Consider the following 24,952-nt stretch of genomic DNA (forward strand, 5'->3'; position numbering starts at 1 on the left):
TATTTAAAATGGAGCCAAAGATAGGGCTAATACAATCGCGACAAGTGATCTACTAGACAACTTTGCATGATTGAACAAAATGGATAGAGACAATCAAAATGAATCACTTACCAGCATACACTGTAACATCAGGGGTCTGACAGATAGCAGCCCTATGCAAGATCAGCTTTTCCGTAGCCTGATTGAAACTGATTTCAATCCACCCATTAATTTTATGCTGGTTCCTTAATAGCTGTATACCTATAAATTGATGATTGGCCGACTTCCATTCACCCTCCCAATAATCATCTCCTGATAACGGCATTATTTTCTGAGCGATAACAGATGCAGCTGCATTATACCAGGTATGGGCAGGAAGATTTGCTATAGGTATGCTATCCAATAATCTGAATACAGGCAATTCTTCTGCACTACCAATTAATAAGGAGGCTTTAAGGGAAGTACCAGCCAGCCATTGTGACTTATCTACCTTCTGAATTGGATCCCCTACCAGTAACGTACTAAACACAACATCGTATTCTTTATCATTGTCCAGATCCAACAAACAATACTTACCTGCCTGAACTACAGAATCTTTAAGGTCGAAATATTGCATTAAGGGATAAACATCTGGCGATGGTTTGACAACCTCTTTTTTGCGGCATGAAACTAAAATCAGCAGAATACCTAACGCGTAGGTATATATTTTTTGGGGCACCATTGTAATATAAACTAAAGCACAAAGATAATATTATTCCAATCGAAGCCTACGGTAGTTAGATTGGTTTACCTTTTATTCCTATAAAATAACCTGTTGCCCGGTTTCTTATAGTCTTAGCTTTTCCTGGGATAATAACGTAAACGAATACACTGAGTAAATAAGATTAAAAATCGTCAGACTTACAATTATTAATAATGAAAAGCGTATAAATACGCATAATAAATTTTAAATATTATATATTTTTGCGGCCTATTAGAAAGAAGACTCCTTGCTGTTAACCCGTAGACAGTACCAATTTTCAATTTATCTCTAAAAGCCTAGCATGAAACCAGGTCGTTTTTTATTGTTTTGTTGTTGTTTAATAACAACCGGACTAAAAGCCCAAGACCCTCACTTTTCCCAGTATTTTACTTCTCCAATGACTCTTAATCCTGCGATAACAGGACAAGGGGTAGACGATTGGAGGATGGGTATCAATGCCCGCTCCCAATGGTGGGGGGAGGCAATTAAACCTTATTATACACTTACCACCTCTCTTGAAAAAAGTATTGTTGTTGGCAACAATAATCTTGGGCTGGGGGGCAGTGTACTAAGCGATCAATCGAATGGAGGTATTTTAAAGAACAACTATTTTTCCTTCTCTACCGCTTATCATCTAAAGCTCGATAATTTAGACCGACATACTCTGAGTGCCGGTCTGATGGGTACTTATGCCAATCGTATCTTAGATGCAACCAAATTCCTATATCAATCACAGCTGGGCAGTATGGGGTTTCAACGCGACCTGCCCCCAAACGATGCAGTTAATATCCAGAAGAACAGATACCTGGATGTGAGTGGAGGACTATACTATAATTATAACCGCGACAATTACGGAATATCTGCCGGAGCTGCCATATTTCATGCTGCCAGGCCCAGTGAAGGAGCTTACAATAACAGTGAATACAAGATCCCACGTAAACTAAGTCTGCAAGCCGGTGGATGGATTAACTCCGGTACCGCTAATTCCTTCCACTTAAGTACGATTGCAGATTTTCAGGGAGGTAATAGTATTTACACGGTAGGTGGTATTTATAAAATCGGGATGGATGATGGCTTGTTACACAGCATCAATGTGGGTCTTTGGGAACGCTTTGGAGATGCCTTATACCCTTACTTTGGTGTAGAAACAAGCCGCTGGATTGCTGGTCTCACATATGATTATGTACAATCCGACTTAAAAAACTTTCAATCAGTACAAAGTATGGAGTTATCATTTGTCTGGCAGTTTGGAAAGAAACGTTCTTCCCCGACGGCCGGTTCCAGTGTATTTAAATACTAGCCCAATAAAAAGATTTCATTCCTATCATAGCGATAATCAATCAGATGAAAAAATATTTACTCTCAATAATACTTTCCTGCATCACACTACTCCAGGCATTTGCACAATCACCAGATCCAAATGGAATAGTATATGTTAAAAAAGGTAGTACAGGAAACGGTAATAGTTGGGCTACTGCCACAGGTGAACTGGCAGACGCATTAAAGGCAGCAGCCACCAATCCAACCATCAAACAAATCTGGGTTGCTGGCGGCACGTATAAACCCAAATATGATCCTGTTTACTTCACAGATGGAGGTACCAACAATACTTTTAGATTGGTATATAATGTAAGAATCTTTGGAGGCTTTGCTGGTACGGAAAACTCACTGGCGCAAAGAGACTTGCAGAAAAGATATAACAAAAGTATTTTAAGTGGTGACATCGGGGTGCTAAACACCGCTACAGATAATGCAGCGCATGTGGTACTTGGCGCCGGAAATTTAGGAACAGCATTACTGGATGGTTTTACGATTTCAGATGGCTATAATAATAATTCGGCAAGTATCAACGTAAATAGCACGCAAATACCTTTCAACTTTGGCGCAGGAATTTATATAGCAGGAGGTTCTCCCCAACTATCTAACCTGACTATTATTAACAATATTGGTATTAATGGTGGTGGAGGGATGTATATTGAAAACAGTTCAGCTGTAATGTTCAGTCTTATAGTTAGTGGTAATTCAACAACCGGAGCGTTTGGAAAAGGAGGAGGAATATACTTTGGTGCAAACGCAAATGTAACCCTCACCACAGCACTTATTTCTGGTAATAGAACAATATACGGTGGTGCAGGTATTAATAATACAGCGTTTCCAACTATATCCAATGCTACAATTAGTGCCAATTATTCCAATAGTACCGGTAGTGGAATTGATTTAGCTGCCGGAACTTTAACTCTCTTTAATAGTATTGTAACCGGCAATTCGAATTCTGGTACGGAAATATCTGGTTCTGGTATCCTATCTACCAATAATATAGTTTCAGGTTCAGCCTCTTTTGTGAATTTACCTTCTTTTGCCATTGCTCCTACTATTGCAGGTAATTTCCGGTTATTACCCTATAGTCAGGCAATCGATGTTGGTGAGAGTATGGATTACCCTGGTTTCAATTTCAATACAAAAGACCTGGCAGGAAATCCACGCGAAAATGGGATACTCGATTTGGGGGCGTATGAATATTACTCACGAACCAATCAGACTATCAATGGAGTTGGTAACTTATCAAAAACATACGGAGATGCCCCATTTGAACCCGGATGTACTACAAACTCTGGTTTAACTGTCAGCTATGTAAGCAGCGATAGTGAAATAGCAGAAGCATTTCAGGATGCAACTGATGGCAATAAATGGAAAATAAGGATTAAAGGTGCTGGCAAAGTAACAATCACTGCCATGCAGGAAGGAAATGCAACATATAATGCAGCAGAAGATGTCAATTTTACCTTAACAATTGCAAAAGCTTCTTTAAACATTAAAGTTAATGATCAGGTAAAAGTTTATGACGGGATTTCTTATTCAGGAAATAACGGTTATACCTATACGGGTTTTTTGTATGGGGATAATGAATCTGGTTTATCTGGAAATGTAATTTATTCTGGTACTTCAACTGGTGCCATTAACCCGGGATATTATGTAATGTCGGCATATGGACATACCTCCACAAATTATAACATTTCATACACCTCTGGAAAACTAACAATCCTACCACCGGAAACACCAGACATCAACGGAATTTTATATGTAAAAAAAGGAAGTACCGGCAAAGGTAATAGTTGGGCTAATGCAGCAGGAGAGGTTTCGGATGCTCTAAGAGCCGCCGACATGATCAATGCAATTACGCCTGGTACCATTAAACAAATATGGGTAAGCGGTGGAAAATACACCCCTAAATATCTACCGGGAACAACTACTTCCTCAGGAGCCACTTCCCGGGATTTCGCATTTCCAATAATCAAAGATGTAAAAGTATATGGAGGCTTTGCAGGAAATGAAACTTCATTATCTCAAAGAGATCTTCGTATAACCAGCAATTCCAGTATACTCAGTGGAGATTTAGGCGTAATTGGTGATTACAGCGATAATGCCTATCACGTTGTTACATCTTTGGGAGATGTTGGATCGGCAACCCTGGATGGATTTGCAATTGTAGGAGGAAATGCTAACGCCGCAGCTTCATTTAATCTTGCAAATAATAATCCCTTTAGCGGAAGTACTTCAAAAAATACCGGGGCCGGATTTCTTTGCATGAGCTCTTCCCCATTATTACAAAATCTTAATATCAGGAGTAATCAGGCAACCAATTATGGAACAGCGATCTACAATAATGCCTCCAGCCCTACTCTTGTGAATGTAGTAATAAGTGGTAATTCAGGAACACTTGACGGGGTTGGAATATTTAATTTCGCCAATTCCGGTTCAACCAGTACACCAACTCTGATAAATACTACCATATGCAACAATTTTTCATCAAGTTCAGGATTTACCATTGCCGTTACCAGTAATTGTAATATTATTATTCGTAACAGTATTATCTATGGTAACTTGTATGGAACTACCAAAAACGCCATTAAAAACACTTCCGGCAATACACTAGATATCAGGTCGAGTTTAATACAAACAATGGCCGCAGATGCGTCAAGAAATATCCTGGATGGGAATTTAGACCCCCAATTTGTTGGAACTATTACCCCTAGCATTATTTCTACTCTTAGTACTGGTGGTATATACTATCTGAAATCTAATAGTCCGGCTATCAACGCTGGTGAAAATGTTGCCTTTCCAGGCCTGGGTGCATCAGCTACCGATCTGGGTGGTAATACCCGGTTGGCTGAAGGCACAATAGATCTTGGAGCATATGAATATCAGCCTGCCGTAGCACCAAGAGTGCTGTATGTTAAAAAGAATGGAATAGGAGATGGCAGTAGCTGGAATAATGCAATGGGCGAAGTTGCGACAGCCTTGCGTGCCGCCAATATTAACCAGCAAACAGAGGAAATTTGGGTAGCTGGTGGTACATATTCCCCTCAGTATGGCGCCACTGACCTTGAAAGTTTTTCAATTGATCCACGCGATCGTGCATTCTCGGTATTGAGAAATATTAAAATCTATGGTGGCTTTGCAGGATATGAAACTTCATTGGCAGCACGTGATTTAAAAATAACAGCCAACAATAGTATACTGGAAGGTGATCTCGGCAGTAATAATAAGGTATTTCATGTATTAACCATATTAAATGCCGGAAATACAGAAATTGATGGTTTCACTGTAACTAATGGTAACGCTAGCCTTAATACGAATACCAATTTAAATGGCTTCACCTTACCAAGATATTTTGGAGCGGGCATCTGTCATTTTTCCGGACAGTTGACTTTATCCAATATGGATATAAACCAGAACCAAACACTTACTGTTTTTACGGCGCGTGGTGGCGGAATTTATAGTGAAGCAACTAATTTGACTGTTAACAATTCAAGAATTTATAACAATACCGGAGGTACTGGTGGAGGTATATTTGCCCTTGGCAGTACCCTTTTACTTTCCAATGTTAGCTTGCAAGGAAATACTGCAACAAATGGAGGAGGCGTGATGCAAACAAATGGTATTGCTACCTTCAACAATGTACTTAGTACAGGAAATACTGTTACAGGACTTGGCAGTGCAATACAAACAAGCAATGCAACAATTACAATCAATAATAATACAGTCAGTGGTAATAAAGGAACAGGAGCCGCAGTTTATATAGATGGCACTTCTTCGAATAATACCCAAATAAACAATAGTATCATCTATAATAACGCTGTTGAATTATTTACAGGTAATACTACCTTAAACATGAAAAACAACCTGGTGAAAGGTCGTGCAGCCGATGCTAATAATAGTCTTGACGGTACAACTGTTATTCCCGATTTTGTTTCACCTCTTGCAACTACAGATGCTCCTTCTATTGGAGGAGATTATCAGCTAAAAGCCGGAAGTGCTGCCATTGATGCAGGAGATAATACATTGTTTCCTAACCTTGATGCCAACACAAAAGACCTGGCAGGAAATTTAAGAGTAACTAATTTCTCAAATGGTGGTAAAATAGATCTGGGTGTTTATGAATTTACACCTAATTCTCAATCTATCAGTACTATCAACCCTGTAACTAAAGTATATGGTGATATTCCTTTTGAACCAGGAGCCACCGCTACTTCCAATCTGACAGTGGAATATGCCTCTTCAGATGACGACATTGCTACTGCTATTCAGGATGCGAACGATGGCAACAAGTGGAAAATTAAAGTGCTGAAAGTAGGAACTGTAACTATTACTGCCACACAACCAGGTAACGCCGCTTATGCTGCTGCAACACCTGTAGACTTCTCATTGACAATTTCCAAGGCTCCACTAACCATTACTGCCAATGATGCAAGTAAGACCTATAATGGCTTAGCTTATTCCGGTGGTAATGGTGTTTCTTATTCAGGATTTGTGAATAATGAAACATCTTCAGTTGTTACAGGAACTGTTTCTTATAACGGGAACTCTCAATCTGCCATTAACACTGGTACTTTCGCAATCACACCAGCCGGATTAACAGCATCTAATTATGATATCACCTACGCAGACGGTACGTTAACTATCAATCCGGCTACCCTAACTGCTACAGCTAATGCAGCCAGCAAGACTTATGACGGTAATACTTACAGTGGTAGTTATGGAGTTACTATAACTGGTTTTGTGAATAATGAAACCAATGCTATCGTTACTGGTACTCCTAATTATAGTGGTAGTGCTTTATCCGCTACATTAGCTGGTACATATACAATCACACCAGCAGGATTAACAGCACCAAACTATACAATCATATATACAGATGGTACATTAACAATTAATCCAGCTACGTTGACAGCTACAGCCAATGCAGCAAGTAAGACTTATGATGGGCTCACCTACAGTGGTAGTAATAGCTATACTATTACTGGTTTCGTAAATAATGAAACTGATGCTATTGTTACCGGCACCGCTACTTATAGTGGCAATTATCAATCTGCCACTAACGTTGGTACATACACGATCACACCGGCCGGATTAACTGCACCTAACTATACAATCAATTATGCTGATGGTACGTTAACTATCAATTCTGCTACGCTGACTGCTACAGCTAATGCCGCCAGCAAGACCTATGATGGTATTACTTACAACGGCGGTAACGGGGTTACGGTAACTGGATTCGTAAATAACGAAACTTCTGCTATTGTTACTGGAACCGTTACTTATAGTGGTAATTCTCAAACTGCCAAAAACGTTGGTACTTATACCATCACACCAGCAGGGTTAACCGCTCCAAACTATACAATCAATTATACAGATGGTACGTTAACTATCAACCCAGCTTCTCTAACTGCTACTGCTAATGCTGCCAGCAAGACCTATGATGGGCTCACCTACAGTGGTGGTAACGGGGTTACGGTAACTGGATTCGTAAATAACGAAACAGATGCTATTGTTACTGGTACCGCAACTTACAGTGGTAATTCTCAAACTGCCAAAAACGTTGGTACATACACTATCACACCAGTAGGGTTAACTGCTCCAAACTATAACATCACCTATACAGATGGAACGTTAACAATAAACCCAGCTACATTGACGGCTACAGCGAATGCTGCCAACAAGACTTATGATGGGCTCACCTACAGTGGTGGTAACGGGGTTACAGTAACAGGATTCCTGAATAACGAAACTTCTGCTATTGTTACCGGTACCGCTACTTATAGTGGTAATTCTCAAACTGCGAAAAACGTTGGTACATATACCATCACACCAGCAGGATTATCTGCACCTAACTATACAATCAATTATGCTGACGGTACATTAACTATCAATTCTGCAACGCTAACTGCTAATGCTAATGCTGCCAGCAAGACTTATGATGGTATTACTTACAACGGCGGTAACGGGGTTACGGTAACTGGATTCGTAAATAACGAAACAGATGCTATTGTTACTGGAACCGTTACTTATAGTGGTAATTCACAAACTGCCAAAAACGTTGGTACATATATTATCACACCTACTGGGTTAACTGCTCCGAACTACACTATCAACTATATAGACGGTGCGTTAACTATCAACCCAGCTTCTCTAACTGCTACAGCTAATGCTGCCAGCAAGACTTACGATGGTATTGTTTACAACGGTGGTAACGGGGTTACAGTAACAGGATTCGTGAATAACGAAACTGAGGTTCTTGTTACAGGAACTGCTACTTATAGTGGTAATTCTCAATCGGCCAAAAACGTTGGTACATACACTATCACACCGGCCGGGTTAACTGCTCCGAACTATACAATCAACTATACAGATGGTACATTAACTATCAACCCTGCTTCTCTAACTGCTACTGCTAATGCCGCCAGCAAGACTTATGATGGTGTTGCTTACAACGGTGGTAACGGGGTTACAGTAACAGGATTCGTGAATAACGAGACTGACGCTATTGTTACTGGAACCGCTACTTATAGTGGTAATTCTCAAACTGCCAAAAACGTTGGTGCATACACGATCACACCGGCCGGGTTAACGGCTCCAAACTATACAATCAACTATGCAGATGGTACGTTAACAATCAATCCAGCTACGCTGACTGCTACAGCTAATGCTGCTAGCAAGACTTATGATGGTGTTGCTTACAACGGTGGTAACGGGGTTACAGTAACAGGATTTGTAAATAACGAATCTTCTGCAATTGTTACAGGTACCGCAACTTATAGTGGCAATTCTCAATCTGCCACTAACGTTGGTACATACACTATCACACCAGTAGGGTTAACTGCTCCAAACTATAACATCACCTATACAGATGGAACGTTAACGATAAACCCAGCTACATTGACGGCTACAGCTAATGCTGCCAGCAAAACTTATGACGGGCTCACCTACAGTGGTGGTAACGGGGTTACGGTAACAGGATTCGTGAATAACGAAACTAACGCTATTGTTACGGGTACCGCTACTTACAGTGGTAATTCTCAATTGGCTACTAACGTTGGTACATATACGATCACACCGGCCGGGTTAACTGCTCCGAACTATACAATCAACTATACAGATGGTACGTTAACTATCAATCCTGCCACGCTAACTGCTACAGCTAATGCAGTCAGCAAGACTTATGATGGTGTTGCTTACAACGGTGGTAACGGGGTTACAGTAACAGGATTCGTGAATAATGAGACTGAAGCTATTGTTACAGGAACCGTTACTTATAGTGGTAATTCTCAAACTGCCAAAAACGTTGGTACATATACCATCACACCTACTGGGTTAACTGCTCCGAACTATACAATCAACTATGCAGATGGTGCTTTAACAATCAATCCGGCTACCTTAACCGCTAAAGCAAATGCTGCCAGCAAGACCTATGATGGTATTACTTATAACGGCGGTAACGGGGTTACAGTAACTGGATTCGTAAATAACGAAACTTCTACTATTGTTACGGGTACCGCTACTTATAGTGGTAATTCTCAAACTGCCAAAAACGTTGGTACATATACCATCACACCTGCAGGATTAACTGCTCCGAACTATACGATCAATTATACAGACGGGGCGTTAACAATTAATCCGGCTACGTTGACTGCAAAAGCCAATGCTGCCAGCAAGACCTATGATGGTATTACTTACAACGGTGGTAACGGGATTATGGTAACAGGATTCGTGAATAACGAAAATGACGCTATTGTTACGGGTACTGCTACTTATAGTGGTAATTCTCAATCTGCCAAAAACGTTGGTACATATACCATCACACCAGCAGGATTAACAGCTCCGAACTATACAATCAACTATACAGATGGTACGTTAACTATCAACCCAGCTTCTCTAACTGCTACTGCTAATGCCGCCAGCAAGACTTATGATGGTGTTGCTTACAACGGTGGTAACGGGGTTACTTACACTGGATTCGTGAATAACGAAACTTCTGCTATTGTTGCTGGTACTATTACATATAGTGGCAATTCTCAATCGGCTAAAAACGTTGGTACATACACCATCACACCAGCAGGATTAATTGCACCAAACTATACGATCACGTATACAGACGGTGTATTAACTATCAATCCGGCTACCTTAACAGTAAAGGCTAATACAGCTGGTAAGACCTACGATGGTATTATATACAACGGTGGTAACGGTGTTACTTACACTGGATTCGTAAATAACGAAACTTCTACTGTTGTTACCGGTACTATTACGTATAGCGGTACTTCTCAAACCGCGAAAAACGTTGGTACATATGTTATCACACCAGCCGGAGTAACCGCGCCAAACTATACTATTAATTATACCGATGGTACCCTGACTATCAATCCGGCTACTCTCACTATTACTGCTAATGACCAGAACTATTGCTTTGGAGGAACTAAACCTTCATTTACAACCAGCTATCTCGGTTGGGTAAATGGTGAAACTGTTGTTGCACTTAGTCAGCAACCTGTTGTTCAAAGTACCGCTAATACTCAGTCTCCGGCTGGTATATATGATCTTATACCAACTGGCGCTTCCGCATTAAACTATACATTCAACTATGTAAACGGAACATTAAAGATTAATGCACTGCCGGTAAGTGACATCACTACTCCACAAGGAAGTATCCTTTGCGGAAGTGGTGCTTCTCTCAACCTGCAAGCTACTGGTAACTATTATTTCAGGTGGAAACTGAATAACAATGATATCCCAGGTGCCAATTTGAATACACTCTCTGCTACTACAACCGGAAGCTATTCTGCGATAGCTACTGATGCAAACGGATGTTCTGCGCCTGCCACCGGAAATGTGGTTATTACACAGCTCTCTGCTCCTTCTGCCGCCTTTACGTATGATCTGTATTGCGTTGATAAAAAAATAACTTTTACCAACCAATCTGATGTTCGCAATAGTGGAAATGTAAATTACAGCTGGAACAATGGAGATGGAACAACCAGTAATACTGTTTCTCCTCAATTTATTTATAAAGCTGCCGGAGATTACAATGTTACATTAACGGCTACTTCGGTTGCCTGCCCTACTTTAACTGCCACAATTAGCAAAACCATTAAAGTAGAAGCAGCGCTTGCGGATATGGAATTAACCCCGGTTACCATAGATGCAGGTATGCCTGCAGTATTAACAGGCAGAAACCTTAATGAAGCAACCTACAGATGGTCTGCGGCAAATGGATTGTCGAACCCTGGTGTGTACAATCCAGTCGCTACGCTTGATCAAAGTCAACGCTTTAATATTGAGATGACTTTCCCTTCAGGATGTACTACTACTGATCATTTGCAGGTAACAGTAAATCAAGGGAATGCAATACTTATTCCGAATGTATTCAGCCCGAATGGCGACGGACAAAATGATATTTTGTATCCTAACCTGAAAGGAATAAAGAAGTTACATTACTTCAAGATTTTTAATCGCTGGGGCAAATTGATGTTTGAAACCAGTGACGAGAAGAAAGGATGGAATGGATACTATAACGGAGAACTTCAACCTTTGGCTACATATGTTTGGACTGTAGAAGGTGTTGATATCAATGGTGCAATTTATCGTTCACAAGGAACTGTAACTTTGCTGAGATAAACAGTATTAACATCAACATAAAAAACACCGCCATCTGTATAATTCAGATGGCGGTGTTTTTTTATGTTGATAAGAAATATACTCCTTCCTATCTTTTATGAGCAATTACCGTTTTAATATAATCTACAAATTCTGCTTTCTGGCTTGCATTTATTTTAAACCCTGATTTAGGTGCCCCTTTAATGTACAATTGAACAATCTTGTCAACTTCCATCTTTTCTTCAAAATACAACCTGGTTATTTCTTCAATAAAATTATCCATAGTCTCTGCAAACATCTCCCCTCTTTTAATCGCATCAAGATCACCGTTTATTAATTTTTTTCTCTCAATTGAAGATATAGTAGTTGTCAGGTATGCTTCGTCTACAGCGACTTTATCTAACATTTCTGCTTCAACTTTACCTGTTCCTGTACAGTAGGCACAACGACCTGGGCGCCATCTTAGCTCATTGCCAAGTCTTTTTATATCATCCTGATCTACCTGGCCTTTTCCCAGGCATCTGGGGCATTCGATCAGGTTTTTGCTTTCACTATCAAATAGGTTTTTAAAGAAACTCATGGTATAGGATGGGATTTTATCTCAAGGTGGGGATTTTTATATTGAAATGCAATAGGAGATTTTTTTTCTATATAACGTGAAGTACTAAACGTTCATAGGTATCTTGTAGGATTTCATTACACCAGATGGTAAAAAGTGAAGGCATAAAAAAAGCCTGCATCACTGCAAGCTTTTTCTAGTGTCCCGGATTGGATTCGAACCAATGACCTACTGCTTAGAAGGCAGTTGCTCTATCCAGCTGAGCTACCGAGACTTATGTATCTTTGTTTCCCGCTATTCTGAAATAAATCGTTATATTTATCTCGTTTTGGGAGTGCAAATGTATGCAATTTCTTCTCAATAAATCAAATTTAATTTTATTTTTCTTTAAATATTTTTAGAACACCATGAATGTACAAATTGAATCGAGCTGGAAGGACGTGTTAAATGACGAGTTTAAGAAATCGTATTTCGAACAGGTGGCCATGTTTCTTAAACATGAAAAAGCATTGAATAAAGTGATATACCCCGCAGGAAACCTTATTTTCAATGCTTTTGATAAAACCCCATTCGATAAAGTAAAAGTGGTGATCCTGGGGCAGGATCCTTATCATGGCCCGGGGCAGGCTCATGGTTTAAGCTTTTCCGTACCTGATGGCGTAAAACCGCCCCCATCTCTGGTAAATATTTATAAGGAAATGAAAAATGATCTCGGCCTGGAAATACCTACAAGTGGAAATCTTTCTAAGTGGGCAGAACATGGTGTGCTGCTACTAAACGCTTTCCTAACTGTTAGAGCTAATGAACCCGCTTCCCATAGTAAAATCGGATGGGGCGACTTTACAGATGCCGTTATCAAAAAAATCTCTGATAACAAGGAGAATGTAGTTTTCCTGCTTTGGGGCCGCTTTGCTCAGGACAAACAATATCTGATAGACGCGACCAAACATCATATACTACAAGCTGCCCACCCATCGCCGTTTAGTGCAGATAAAGGTTTTTTTGGGTGCAAGCATTTTTCCAGAACCAATGAAATTCTTAGTAAAGCCGGCATAGAACCTGTGGATTGGCGATTATAAAAGATTAATAAAATGTTGAAGAAATTTTTAGGAAAATTATTCGCATTGTACGCCTTGCTATTGTTTGTACTTACAATGCTGATCGTTTTTATCCCGATCTGGATTCTATCCTTCTTCCCGGACCCCACTAAATCTGCCGGGTTCCTGGCAATTGGGAGATGGTGGATGAAAGTATATCTACCCCTTATCGGATGCCCTGCTTCCAGAAAAGGACTGAATAATTTTGCGCCGGGTGAAACCTATGTGATCGTATGTAATCACAATTCACTCATTGATGTTCCGGTAACTACTTCAGGGATTCCCGGACTCAATAAAACCCTGGCTAAAGCCAGCATGGGCAAAATTCCTTTGTTTGGGGTCATGTATAAAATAGGTGGAATAATGGTAGATAGAAAGAACGAAGCAAGCAGAAAGCAAAGCGTGGTAGAAATGAAAAATGCTTTAAACATGCATTTTAATATGCTGCTCTACCCGGAAGGAACACGGAACAGAACTCCCGATCCGCTAAAATCATTCTATGATGGTGCCTTTGCTTTAGCTATCGATGCTCAGAAACCTTTAATGCCTTCTATATTGTTAAATACAAAAAAAATATTTCCACCAGATAAAGGCTTCTTTGCATGGCCTCATAAAATCGAATATCATTTCCTGGAGCCTATACCAACTGTAGGTATGACCAAAGATGATATTCCGGCTCTAAAAGAAAAAGTATTTAAAATAATGTGGGATTATTATGTGACCCACGAATAAAAAAAGCGAGTGTTTTACAACACTCGCTTTTTTGTTATTTATGCTAAGCTAGAAATCCATGAACTGCCGCGATCGATTTATTCGCAGATCCCGCAGAATTCCTGCCTTAGGATTAATAGTAATACTAAACTGTCTGAATGTTCCAAATGGTATCAGGTTGATCGACATCTGCCAGCAATGCAAATCCCTTGAAATATACATATTCGTATAAGCTATCTGCATATTCGTAAAATCAAAACCACTGTTCATCCCTATCTTCCACTTAGGTGTCAGACTGAAATCTCCGTTGAAACTAACGTATTGGGTTATACGTTTTACATATCCTCCCGAATCCGGTAATATAGTATTGGTATATGAAAGGCTATAGGAAAGATCCAAACGCCATGGAATATCGAAATCCACATACTCTCCGGGATTGTTACGCACCATTTGCAGTTGCCGTTGCTGCGCCTGATAAGCCGCATCGGTTGTTTGCGCGTTTTCAATCGAATCTATACGCTGTTCTTTAGCCTTGGCCTTCTTATCTTTTGATTGGAAGGAAGTACTTAATGAAAGACTGGCATTCGTTAATCTACCTAAACTGATCTTACCCTGCTGCCATACAAATTTATCGATACGACGACCACGGCTATCAACCTGGTAAGGATCAATATTACCACTGGCCGAAATATTTACTTTTTCAAACAAATTGGTTCTGGCATACCAGCTGAATGGAGATAACTTAAATGAATCTGCCAACAGGTTGTAGTTGGTATTTAACCCGAAACCATCCAATAACTTTATCTTCTTCTCATGGTTACCTGAGGTATCCTTGGATGAAAACACCTTCATCTCCAGGTTATTATCCAAACCAAAACTAATACCGCCAAATGCTCCAGGGGCAGGCGGACTAATAATAGCTCCATCAAAATCTGAGAACAAGGCCTTATCTCCGGCCGAATTATATTGCACTAAATGATAATATCCGCCAGAAAGGTCAGGGCTAAAGCTCGCACTCACAGTTGGTCTCATTACATGCCTGATAGCCTTTACCTTTGAATTCTTATTGAATCCATACATCCCGTATAAAGCTGTAGACAACGACATACCCGTGCTTACACTACGTGCTGCATAAAAACCAGGTACATAGCTGGTATCAAGCGCTCCATTCGTTTGAGTGAAGGTATTATACTTCTTAGGATTATAGCTTCTGATAAACTTCTTGGTAAACCACGACTCAGTATAGTTGATACTTGGCGATAATGTCATGGTTTTCAGGACTGGGATAGAGAAGGAAATCGGAATGTTGTGCTGCATACCCGATTGCATTGCATCCCACATTTGTTGTTTCCCAAACAGAGAATCCTTAAAGTTTGTCTGGTTTCTCAGCACTGTATTGTAGGAAATTCCTATTTTCTGGTACCATTTCGGCACTCCAACCAGTTCTTTAGGCTGGAACGGGAAAATGGTGTTTACTGTAAATGTCGCATCCGGGAAAGAGATAGAAACATCTCTGGTACTTAAGTTCTGGGAGTGGTTTAAGCCAACACTCAGGTTATAAGGTTTTCCCTGCCAGCTTTTCGAGAAAGTGATGGAGGAACCGATGTTATTATTGACACGTGTACTGTAATCATATACATTATATCGGTTATAACTGGAGGTTCCAAAGTTAACCGCTGCCCCAAAATTGACCCCGGGACGGGCTTTACTATCCATACTATGGTTCCAGGTTACCCTAAAGTCTTTAGAGGTACTAAATTCAGATTTAACGGCAGGATCTCCGAATCTGGTATTGGCAAAACTGAGGTTTAACCCTCCGCTGTACCGATATCTCTTACGATAGGTAGGACTGGCCGTCAAACTCCAGCTACCATAAGAGTATACATCTCCGCGCATGGTAAGGTCAAAATGCTCCCCCAGCCCAATATAATATCCTCCATTCTCGAGTCCCATACCTTTTTGCTGGTTTACGACATATTGGGGAGGTAAAATACCGGAACGCTGGCCCTGTGTAATAGGGAAAATGGCAAATGGAATAAATAAAGGGGTAGGAATACCTTCAATTTCCAGGTTTGCGGGGCCTGAGATTACCAATTTATCAGGAATTACCTTAATTTTCTTGGCACGGAAGCTAAAGTGCGGAGTATCCAGATTACAGGTAGTATAACCGTTTCTGAACCCAAAAATGGTATTATCAGCCGCTTTTTTGGTTTGTTCACTGTGAATGTAGCCTTCTCCGTACTGGGAGCGGGTATGATAAATTTTCGCTTTTTGAGAGCTGAAATTATATTTGAGGGTATCAGATTCGAAACTCTGGCCTCCATCATTCATCACAGGTCCTCCAAACAGCTTCCCGGCAGTATCTTTGGCATTAGTAGCTTCGAGAACACCGGTTTCCTGGTCGAAATTCATTTTTTCGGCCGACAAATCAATTGTCTTATATTTGGTAGTAGCCGCACCATATAGATAAAAGCGTTTATCTGGCACCATTAAGACTATTGAATCCTTTGCCTTGTAAGTTACAGGAGCATCGAGGGTATCTTTTGACAATTTAGGGATATAGAGTGTATCTACCCCTGAAGAATCAGTACTTGCAATAAGCTGTGTACTGTCGTTTAGCTTAGTTGTATCGTGTTTGACAGAGCGAATTGTATCCTTTTTAGCTATAGGCGTAGTCGTATCTGCCAAACTTTTGTTAAAAAGTATTTTTCCCTGTGGCCTGGAGGCTGCAACTGCATCTATAATAAATGGGAAAGCAAAGAACATACCTGCAAAAACCAGGTATGTCTGTCTTAGAAACTTTTTATAATTATTTTTGTAGCTAGCGTTCATGTGTTATGGCGGCCACAAACCTACAAGATTTTGTACAATTTATTACAAAAGGTAAATTGTATTCTAAAAATATCTGCAGGAAATGAGGTACTGGAAACGTACATGGAGCAAGCAGATTATCAGTTTAAGAGAAAAACTTAATTTTTTTATTATTTGTGAAAAACAGCACCCATTAAAATGAGAATCATGCGCTGGAACCGATTTTGGATTTTAGGACTGGGGACTTTATTTACCTGTACCTTTTTTATTCAGGCCAAAAACAATCCCGATTCGCCTAAACAGGATAGACCTATTAAAACTATTGTAATTGATGCCGGACATGGGGGCGAAGATCCCGGTGCCAGGGGAAGCTACTCAACTGAGAAACAGGTTACCCTGGATGTTGCACTCAAACTTGGCAAAATACTCGAAGAGAATATGCCGGATGTAAAGGTAGTGTATACACGAAAGTCCGACAGATTTGATGATGTTCGTAGAAAAGCTCAGATAGCTAACGATAATAAAGGCGAGCTATTTGTTTCAATCCACTGTAATTCTACCAGTAAAATCCGTAAAGTAACCGGATATAAAACCGTATACCACAAAAAAGGTAAAAAGAAGGTGGCTGTAAAACAACCTATCTACGCTTATTATCCAAGTAATGCAAAAGGTACCGAAACTTATATCTGGGCTACCAGTAAGAATAATGCAAAGATGGAATCACTGAAACAAAACTCCGTGATCGTACTCGATGCCAATTCAGAAGAAACAAAGCAACTGATGGATGATACTGATCCTGAAACCTTTATCTTACTGAATACGCTGAGAAATGCTTATTTTGATCAAAGCCTCCGCCTTTCTACCCTCATCGAAGATGAATTTACCAAAGTAGGAAGAATCAGCCGGGGTGCCAGACAAAGAAATGAAAAAGGTATATGGGTATTATCCGCTACCGCTATGCCAAGTGTACTGGTGGAATTAGGATTTATCAGCAACCCGGAAGAAGAAGATTATCTCAACTCCGATAACGGTCAACAGGAACTCGCCAATTGTATCTATAAAGCTATTAAACGCTATAGAGAAGAACTGGATAGGTTTACCAACAACCGCAATACTCCTCCTTCTACCACAAAAATCAGTACATCAAAACAACATAAAAACACCACTGCAATTGCGAAAACTACCAAAACCCGCGATGGCAAATCAGGTACTCCGCAAAATGATACCTATTGCGTGCAATTATTGATTTCTGACAAATTATATAAACCAGGAGCTCCCATTTTCAGGGAGCTCCATGGGGCTATTAACCGAACACCAATTGTCATGAACAAAAAAAAGTTACATAAATATATATGGGGCCACTTTAAAACCGATGAACAAGCCTCTTCTGCCCTCCGAAAAGCCCGAAAGCTTGGATTTAAAGATGCCTTCGTTACCGCCTGCTAATTTCCCCCTCCCCCCAATTCACTCCTTTTCTCCCCCAATTTTATCCTTTTATTTATCAAGTTTTTCCCCCGACTACTTCCCGTGCATGCTTTTTGATTATTTTTGCGTGAACGTATACGAATCACATGCTCAAATTATCTAATGAAACCAAAGTAGGGATATTGACAGTTGTGGGTATTACCCTCCTGGTGCTGGGTTTTAATCTATTGAAAGGAAAAAGCCTGTTCTCACATAATAGGACTATTTACGCAGTTTATAAAAATGTAAACGGCTTAATGCCTGCGAATGCTGTACAGGTGAATGGTTTGGCTGTAGGTAACGTAGCTAACCTGGAAGTAATGGATAATGATGCTACCAGAATTCTGGTAACCCTTACCATCACCAAAAAAATTGAAATCCCTCGTAACTCTGTAGCACGCATCAGCAGCGACTTACTTGGTACCAAAACCGTACAATTAGACCTTGGCAACGCAGCCGAATATCTGAAAAGCGGCGATACCGTTTATGCAGCCACAGATGGTAGCATGACAGACGCTCTCAAGGAACAATTAAACCCTTTGGTTAAAAAACTGCAAGGCACGCTCTCAAATATCGATTCTGTGCTCTTGTCTGTTAATGCCATTCTTGATACCACTGCTAAAGGTAATTTGCAGGATGCTATCCGCAACCTCAACTATACCATGCATAACTTTACCAATACTTCGGCCTCTCTGAACAGAATGCTGGACCCTCAGTCAGGAAATATCCAGCAAACCTTCGATAACCTGGCCGCTGTAACTGGTAACCTGAAAGATAATAACTCAAAAATCACCGGGATACTCGACAATGCAGAAAAAGCAACTGGAGCCCTGGCTAATGGAAATATTGACAAAACTTTGCAGCAATTACAACAAACTGCCAATAACCTGAGCCAGACAATTGCTAAACTCAATACTACCGATGGTACTGCCGGTATGCTGCTGAACGATAAAAAGGTTTATAACAACCTCCAATATTCACTGGGCAATCTGAACAAACTCCTGGAAGACCTTCGCGTCAATCCAAAAAGATATGTTCACTTCTCCCTGTTCGGCAAAAAAGAGAAAACAAAACCATTACCTTCAGATACAGCAGCAGTACAATAATAAAAATCAATGCATCGATACATAAAATCAGGGATATTCCTGGCCGTTATATGCCTCTTCGCTGTTTCGGCCAGTGCCCAGTTTCCAACTCAGCCTCGTCCTAAATCAGGTTCCGTTATTGAAATTATTCATGCGGACTCTCTGATCATGTTCGAACGCGACTCCATTAGTTTAACCCGATTCATTGGTAATGCCGTCTTTAAACAAGGTACCACTCTCTTTAATTGCGATAGCGCAGTTAAAAACAATAAATCCAATGTTATTGATGCATACGGTAATATTCATATAAACCAGGCAGATAGTATCCATATTTATGGCAATTTCCTCAACTACGATGCTAATACCAGAATCGCCATCCTTAGAGAAAATGCCAAATTAACCGATGGTAAAGTAACTATTACAGCCCCTGAACTCCAGTATGATATGAATGCCAAAATTGGCTCCTATCAGAACGGCGGCCGGTTGGTAAATGGTAAAAGCGTGCTCACAAGCCAGGAAGGATACTACTATACCGAAACCAAGGAAATGCACTTCATCCAGAACGTATTGCTGGTAGATCCTGAATACACCCTCAGTACTTCTGAATTACTCTATAACACCGGTACCAAAATGGCCACCATCGTTGCTCCCACCACTATCAACAACAATGATAAAAGTGTGATGTATACCACCAGCGGCTATTACGATACTGATAAAGGATATGGTAACTTTGGTAACAGACCTACCATAGAAGATAGTACCAGCAGCATCACCGCCGATAATATCGAAATGGATAGAGTTAGCGGAATGGCCTATGCTACCGGCAATATGGTATATCGCGATACCACCAGAAAAATGTCGCTCCTCGCCAATAAAGGTATTGTAAACCAATTCCAGAAAACAGTACTGGCCACTCAAAAGCCCTTGCTAATCATGGAAAAAAGTAAAGATACCCTGTACATGGCTGCCGATACCCTGTTTTCCGGTGTAATCAGAGGCAACGACAGTATTTCTATCCCATCCGTAGCCGGACTGAAAAAGGTTCCTGAATCCCCTACCAAAAACCTGAAAAGTGTTAAAAACATCAGGCCTCCGGAAAAATTCACTGCTCCCATTAAAATTCCTGTTATAAGAAAAGATTCCTTATCCAATAAGGAATTGGACGACCTACATGGTAAAACAATAATGGTGGTTCCGGATTCGGCTCTTAATCTGACCAAACAAAAACTGGATCCAAACTTATTTAAAAACATAAAAATCGCTCCTGAAACAAAAATAGAACCGCCTCTCGACTCCGCTGCTGCAGCACTTAGTAAAAAAACTAAAGTGCAGCCAGTAGAAGACACTACAGAATATCGTTATATTTTGGCATACCATAATGTCAGGATGTTCTCCGACTCGTTACAGGGGGTAGCAGACAGCGTTTACTACAGCTCCAGGGATTCTATTTTCCGCTTCTTCAAAAACCCTGTATTATGGTCTAACAACACCACTCAGCTAAGCGGTGATACAATTCTGTTGTTTACCAAAAATCAAACTGCAGATAAAATGTTGCTCAAAAGCAATGGCCTCATTGTGAATGAAGCAGCACCTGGAATGTATAACCAAATTAAAGGAATTACCATTACAGGATTTGTTAATAACGAAGCCCTTGATTGGATGCGTGTGGAAGGGAACTCAGAAACTATCAACTTTATAAAGGATAAGGAAAATGCCTTTATGAGCGTTAATAAAACACAATCAGCGATTATTGATATCTACTTTAAAAATAGTGAAGTCTATAAAATAGTATTCATCAAGGATGGAGAAGGAACGATGTATCCTTTTACCCAACGTCCGTTAGATCAGTTAAAGCTGGAAAACTTCAAATGGGAAATAAAACGAAAACCCAAAAGCAAGTTTGAATTAATGCAATAATTTATTCTTAATAAAGTGCCGCGTTATTTCAGCTTAAACCCCTGGAATAACGCGTTTCTTTTAAAACTAAAAACCCGGGCTATGATACCTAATGCAGTAAAAATAATCAACAAAACAATCTGGTCACCTATTTATAACTTTTTAAAAGATAGCAGAGCTGTTGGTATTATCCTGTTATTATGCACTATCATATCTATGGTTTTAGCAAACACCGGGTGGAAAGAAGAATACATTACATTCTGGAACAGATTATTTGATCCGGCTGGCGGTCATCATTATCACTATTATTCACTGATCCTTCCCAATTCATGGCTCTTATGGATCAATGATGGATTAATGGTTTTGTTTTTCTTTCTGGTGGGGATGGAAATAAAAAGAGAGCTCACTATTGGAGAACTCTCCTCTGTTCGCAAAGCTATTTTACCGGTATTCGGTGCATTAGGTGGTATGATCTTTCCGGCACTGATATTTTCCATTATCAATAAAGGTTCCGTATATGCTCATGGATGGGGAATTCCAATGGCTACCGACATTGCATTTTCTTTAGGAATCCTTTCTTTGCTTACCAAACGTGTTCCTGTAGCCCTAAAGATCTTCCTGATGGCCTTAGCTATTATCGACGACCTGGGAGCCATTCTTACCATTGCAATCTTCTATACTCCACATCTCGATGTAAAATTTTTACTGATTGGAGGAATCGTATATCTGATACCGTTATTACTTAACTTTTTGAAAGTTAAACGCCTCATTCTTTACCTTATACCCGGAGTAGTACTGTGGTACTGCCTTTTTAATTCAGGCATTCATGCTACTATCTCAGGAGTTTTATTAGCATTCTGCATTCCACAGGATAAGATTAGCGAATTGGTTCATGGGCTTCATGATCCTGTAAACTTTATTATCATGCCTGTTTTTGCACTTGCCAACACTGCGATTCTGTTACCGGCAGACATTATTGGCTCACTGCAGAATACAATCAGTTATGGTATCATGGCGGGATTGGTGATAGGCAAACCTTTAGGAATTTTCATTTTCTCATACCTGGCAGTAAAATTTAAGCTGGCTAACCTTCCATCAAAAAGCTCATGGCTACAGCTTTTAGGGATTGGGATGATTGCCGGAATTGGCTTTACCATGTCTATTTTCATTTCTTCATTAGCCTATGAAGAAAGAGATTTTCAAATCATTGCGATTATCTCAGTTATAGCTGCTTCTCTGATTGCCGGCTTAGCAGGATTTATATTTCTTCGTATACTCCGTCCAGTTGGCACTGTTATTGTAAAGCAACCGTGAATTAAGATTTATCGGCAAATAATACTTTATAGAAAAGCCAATTTTAAGTTTTCTCAAATTTTAATCTATGAAAAAAGTCGCGTTACTTTTTAGCCTGGTAGCTATAGTCGCAATTCAAGCCAACGCTCAAAAAAAGAGTTCTCGCAACAGTGGCTCTGAAGCTTCAAATTACAATTCTGCTGTTGGTGTTCGCCTGAACCCATGGGTAGTAGGTTTTACCATTAAACATTTTATTACCGGACCTCATGCTGTTGAAGGATTAGTTACTACTAACCACTCACACAAAAACAATGTAACTTTTACTGCTTTATATGAATACAACTGGGGAATTGGTGTTCCAAACCTCAATATGTATGCAGGTGGTGGTGCTCACGTAGGAATTTATGATCGCCGTGATTACGATTGGGATCGTTATATCGATAAAGGAAAAGGTTCTTATGTAACTCCGGGTTTGGATGGTATTATCGGTGTCGAATATACGTTTAAGAAGATACCTTTAAATGTGAGCGCAGACTTGAAACCTTACTTCCAGTTTGTTGGACCTACCAATTATTTAGGTGAAGAAATTGGTGGTGTTTCTGCCAGATTTACTTTCTAAGGTTGGCAAACCACTTTATTCAATCGGGTCATGAGGCAAGCCGTGACCCGTTTTTTATTTTATAAAGCCTCATTTTAAGATCGAAATTGCTGATTTTGAAGTATTTTTATTCTCCAATACCCCTGAGAATATGAAAATCTTCTCCGCAGAACAGATCAGGGAGGCTGATCAATTTACCATTCAACATACCCCTATAAGCAGCTCCGACCTGATGGAAAGGGCAGCCGGGAAATGTGTGTCGTGGTATGAAGATCATTTTACTCCAGATCACCCCGTTTATATTTTTTGTGGAAAAGGAAATAATGGCGGAGATGGACTGGTAATGGCCAGATTGCTTCAACAACATGGTTATACCGTGAATACCTTTATCCTCCAGCATTCCAATAACCCCAGTAAAGACCATACTTTAAAGCTTCAACAACTCACAGATCATTATCCTTCATCGATACATTCAATAGGCGATTTATCAGATTTTCCTGAATTACCTGCAAATGCAGTTATTATTGATGCAATTTTTGGTACAGGTATGAGTCGTCCGGTTGAAGGTTGGCTGGCTGGTATCATTCATCGGATTAATGATCATCGCCTGCAACATACTATTGTGTCTGTTGATCTTCCTTCCGGAATGATTGCTGATGAAAGCTCCGTACATTTCCCTGTAATTCAGGCGCATTATACACTTAGCTTTGAGTTTTATAAGTTAGCATTTCTGCTACCTGAAAATGCGATGTTGACAGGCGAAGTACACATATTACCCATTGGATTATCACCGGAATATATTTCCAATACCCCTACACGTTATCATTTAACCGACAGCACAATTATCAAAACTATTTACAGACCCCGTACTCCATTTGCCAATAAAGGTACTTACGGGCATGCGTTACTGATAGCCGGAAGTTATGGTAAAATAGGAGCTGCTGTATTAAGTGCCAAATCCTGTCTCCGTTCGGGAGTAGGCCTTCTATCCTGCTACGTACCCCAATGCGGATATGATATAATGCAGATCAGTGAGCCTTGTGCAATGTGTATCGTAGATGAAAACACACATTATAACACACATTTTCACCAGGGGATGGAAAGTGCGCGGTATAAAGCAATTGGAATAGGCCCCGGATTGGATACACAAACAGCTACTGCCAAGTCGCTGGAACGACTGCTTGCTGTCTGGAAATCTCCTATGGTAATTGATGCAGATGCGTTGAATTTATTATCGATTTATCCATCCTTATTGCAGGAAGTTCCAAAAAACTCTATCTTAACCCCTCATCCCAAAGAATTTGAGCGGTTGTTTGGTTCATCGCAAAATGACATAGACCGGTTAGAACTATTATCAAGAGAAGCGGTATCCAGACATTTATATATTTTGTTGAAAGGGAGGTATACTGCGATGGCATGTCCTGACGGCAGTATTTATTTTAATCCCACTGGCAATCCAGGTATGGCAACAGGAGGAAGCGGAGATGTACTTACGGGTATTCTCACAGGATTGTTGGCGCAGGGATATTCATCGAAAGAAGCATTATTATTTGGCGTTTGGATTCACGGGTATGCGGGAGATCTGGCAGCAGCCGAGCATTCCCAGGAAGCTATGACGGCGGCCGACATTATAAATGGGTTAGGTAAAGCCTTTCAGGAAGGTATCTGATCTTTTTTTTGATGGAAATGCCGACTACTGGCCTATGTGTACATTATTTTTCCGATTAATCTGCGCAATTAATAATTTATGTTTTATATTCATTTGAATATTTAGTTTGAATCCTA

Annotated in this window: 13 protein-coding genes and 1 tRNA gene; 10 read left to right on the plus strand and 4 right to left on the minus strand. The window is 40.2% G+C overall.

The features are described 5' to 3' along the window. Nucleotides 1–103: 103 nt before the first annotated feature. The gene (locus tag DVR12_RS18355; protein ID WP_116977250.1) at nucleotides 104–700 is read right to left on the minus strand and encodes a hypothetical protein; all 597 of its coding nucleotides are present in this window, start codon (nucleotides 698–700) and stop codon (nucleotides 104–106) included. A 322-nt stretch (nucleotides 701–1,022) separates the two neighbouring features. Between DVR12_RS18355 and DVR12_RS18360 the strand changes: the two genes are divergently transcribed. Together DVR12_RS18360 and DVR12_RS18365 are read left to right on the plus strand one after the other, a co-directional pair. Continuing rightward, on the plus strand, nucleotides 1,023–2,021 hold the full coding sequence (locus DVR12_RS18360) for a PorP/SprF family type IX secretion system membrane protein (RefSeq protein WP_116977251.1): 999 nt from the start codon (nucleotides 1,023–1,025) through the stop codon (nucleotides 2,019–2,021). 44 nt (nucleotides 2,022–2,065) lie between these two features. Next, complete coding sequence (locus tag DVR12_RS18365; RefSeq protein ID WP_116977252.1) at nucleotides 2,066–11,674, plus strand: MBG domain-containing protein; 9,609 nt, start codon at nucleotides 2,066–2,068, stop codon at nucleotides 11,672–11,674. An 88-nt stretch (nucleotides 11,675–11,762) separates the two neighbouring features. On the opposite strand, the gene DVR12_RS18370 is transcribed toward DVR12_RS18365, so the two are convergent. Together DVR12_RS18370 and DVR12_RS18375 are read right to left on the minus strand one after the other, a co-directional pair. Then, nucleotides 11,763–12,233, minus strand: a complete 471-nt coding sequence (locus tag DVR12_RS18370) for a hypothetical protein (RefSeq protein ID WP_116977253.1) — start codon at nucleotides 12,231–12,233, stop codon at nucleotides 11,763–11,765. Nucleotides 12,234–12,412: 179 nt separating this feature from the next. After that, nucleotides 12,413–12,486, minus strand: a tRNA-Arg gene (locus DVR12_RS18375). A gap of 133 nt (nucleotides 12,487–12,619) precedes the next feature. Between DVR12_RS18375 and ung the strand changes: the two genes are divergently transcribed. Both ung and DVR12_RS18385 read left to right on the plus strand, forming a co-directional pair. Continuing rightward, complete coding sequence (ung, locus tag DVR12_RS18380) at nucleotides 12,620–13,291, plus strand: uracil-DNA glycosylase (RefSeq protein ID WP_116977254.1); 672 nt, start codon at nucleotides 12,620–12,622, stop codon at nucleotides 13,289–13,291. Between the two features lie 12 nt (nucleotides 13,292–13,303). Continuing rightward, nucleotides 13,304–14,041 carry a lysophospholipid acyltransferase family protein gene (locus DVR12_RS18385; RefSeq protein ID WP_116977255.1) on the plus strand — a complete coding sequence of 246 codons (738 nt, stop codon included), beginning with the start codon at nucleotides 13,304–13,306 and terminating at the stop codon, nucleotides 14,039–14,041. 48 nt (nucleotides 14,042–14,089) lie between these two features. On the opposite strand, the gene DVR12_RS18390 is transcribed toward DVR12_RS18385, so the two are convergent. Beyond that, complete coding sequence (locus DVR12_RS18390; protein WP_116977256.1) at nucleotides 14,090–16,852, minus strand: putative LPS assembly protein LptD; 2,763 nt, start codon at nucleotides 16,850–16,852, stop codon at nucleotides 14,090–14,092. 186 nt (nucleotides 16,853–17,038) lie between these two features. Between DVR12_RS18390 and DVR12_RS18395 the strand changes: the two genes are divergently transcribed. The 6 genes from DVR12_RS18395 to DVR12_RS18420 all read left to right on the plus strand — a co-directional run bounded on the left by DVR12_RS18395 (nucleotide 17,039) and on the right by DVR12_RS18420 (nucleotide 24,836). Then, nucleotides 17,039–18,277 (plus strand): N-acetylmuramoyl-L-alanine amidase family protein, encoded by a 1,239-nt coding sequence (locus tag DVR12_RS18395; RefSeq protein ID WP_158563302.1) that lies wholly within the window; start codon nucleotides 17,039–17,041, stop codon nucleotides 18,275–18,277. A gap of 125 nt (nucleotides 18,278–18,402) precedes the next feature. Further along, entirely contained in the window at nucleotides 18,403–19,401 is a 999-nt protein-coding gene (locus DVR12_RS18400) for an MlaD family protein (protein ID WP_116977258.1), read from the plus strand. Nucleotides 19,402–19,410: 9 nt separating this feature from the next. Then, the gene (locus DVR12_RS18405) at nucleotides 19,411–21,297 is read left to right on the plus strand and encodes an OstA-like protein (protein WP_116977259.1); all 1,887 of its coding nucleotides are present in this window, start codon (nucleotides 19,411–19,413) and stop codon (nucleotides 21,295–21,297) included. A gap of 81 nt (nucleotides 21,298–21,378) precedes the next feature. Continuing rightward, on the plus strand, nucleotides 21,379–22,590 hold the full coding sequence (gene nhaA, locus DVR12_RS18410) for a Na+/H+ antiporter NhaA (RefSeq protein ID WP_116977260.1): 1,212 nt from the start codon (nucleotides 21,379–21,381) through the stop codon (nucleotides 22,588–22,590). A 67-nt stretch (nucleotides 22,591–22,657) separates the two neighbouring features. Next, on the plus strand, nucleotides 22,658–23,188 hold the full coding sequence (locus tag DVR12_RS18415) for a hypothetical protein (RefSeq protein WP_116977261.1): 531 nt from the start codon (nucleotides 22,658–22,660) through the stop codon (nucleotides 23,186–23,188). A gap of 130 nt (nucleotides 23,189–23,318) precedes the next feature. Further along, complete coding sequence (locus DVR12_RS18420; RefSeq protein WP_116977262.1) at nucleotides 23,319–24,836, plus strand: NAD(P)H-hydrate dehydratase; 1,518 nt, start codon at nucleotides 23,319–23,321, stop codon at nucleotides 24,834–24,836. The last annotated feature ends 116 nt before the right edge of the window (nucleotides 24,837–24,952 follow it).

Origin of the sequence: Chitinophaga silvatica (assembly GCF_003419895.1) — a bacterium.
In the GTDB taxonomy this organism is placed as follows: Bacteria; Bacteroidota; Bacteroidia; order Chitinophagales; family Chitinophagaceae; genus Chitinophaga; species Chitinophaga silvatica.

Excerpts from the sequence above, each read along its gene's own strand:
- DVR12_RS18355 (WP_116977250.1), bottom strand. The coding sequence starts at position 700 with ATGGTGCCCCAAAAAATATATACCTACGCGTTAGGTATTCTGCTGATT.
- DVR12_RS18360 (WP_116977251.1), top strand. The coding sequence starts at position 1,023 with ATGAAACCAGGTCGTTTTTTATTGTTTTGTTGTTGTTTAATAACAACC.
- DVR12_RS18365 (WP_116977252.1), top strand. The coding sequence starts at position 2,066 with ATGAAAAAATATTTACTCTCAATAATACTTTCCTGCATCACACTACTC.
- DVR12_RS18370 (WP_116977253.1), bottom strand. The coding sequence starts at position 12,233 with ATGAGTTTCTTTAAAAACCTATTTGATAGTGAAAGCAAAAACCTGATC.
- ung (WP_116977254.1), top strand. The coding sequence starts at position 12,620 with ATGAATGTACAAATTGAATCGAGCTGGAAGGACGTGTTAAATGACGAG.
- DVR12_RS18385 (WP_116977255.1), top strand. The coding sequence starts at position 13,304 with ATGTTGAAGAAATTTTTAGGAAAATTATTCGCATTGTACGCCTTGCTA.
- DVR12_RS18390 (WP_116977256.1), bottom strand. The coding sequence starts at position 16,852 with ATGAACGCTAGCTACAAAAATAATTATAAAAAGTTTCTAAGACAGACA.
- DVR12_RS18395 (WP_158563302.1), top strand. The coding sequence starts at position 17,039 with ATGCGCTGGAACCGATTTTGGATTTTAGGACTGGGGACTTTATTTACC.
- DVR12_RS18400 (WP_116977258.1), top strand. The coding sequence starts at position 18,403 with ATGCTCAAATTATCTAATGAAACCAAAGTAGGGATATTGACAGTTGTG.
- DVR12_RS18405 (WP_116977259.1), top strand. The coding sequence starts at position 19,411 with ATGCATCGATACATAAAATCAGGGATATTCCTGGCCGTTATATGCCTC.
- nhaA (WP_116977260.1), top strand. The coding sequence starts at position 21,379 with ATGATACCTAATGCAGTAAAAATAATCAACAAAACAATCTGGTCACCT.
- DVR12_RS18415 (WP_116977261.1), top strand. The coding sequence starts at position 22,658 with ATGAAAAAAGTCGCGTTACTTTTTAGCCTGGTAGCTATAGTCGCAATT.
- DVR12_RS18420 (WP_116977262.1), top strand. The coding sequence starts at position 23,319 with ATGAAAATCTTCTCCGCAGAACAGATCAGGGAGGCTGATCAATTTACC.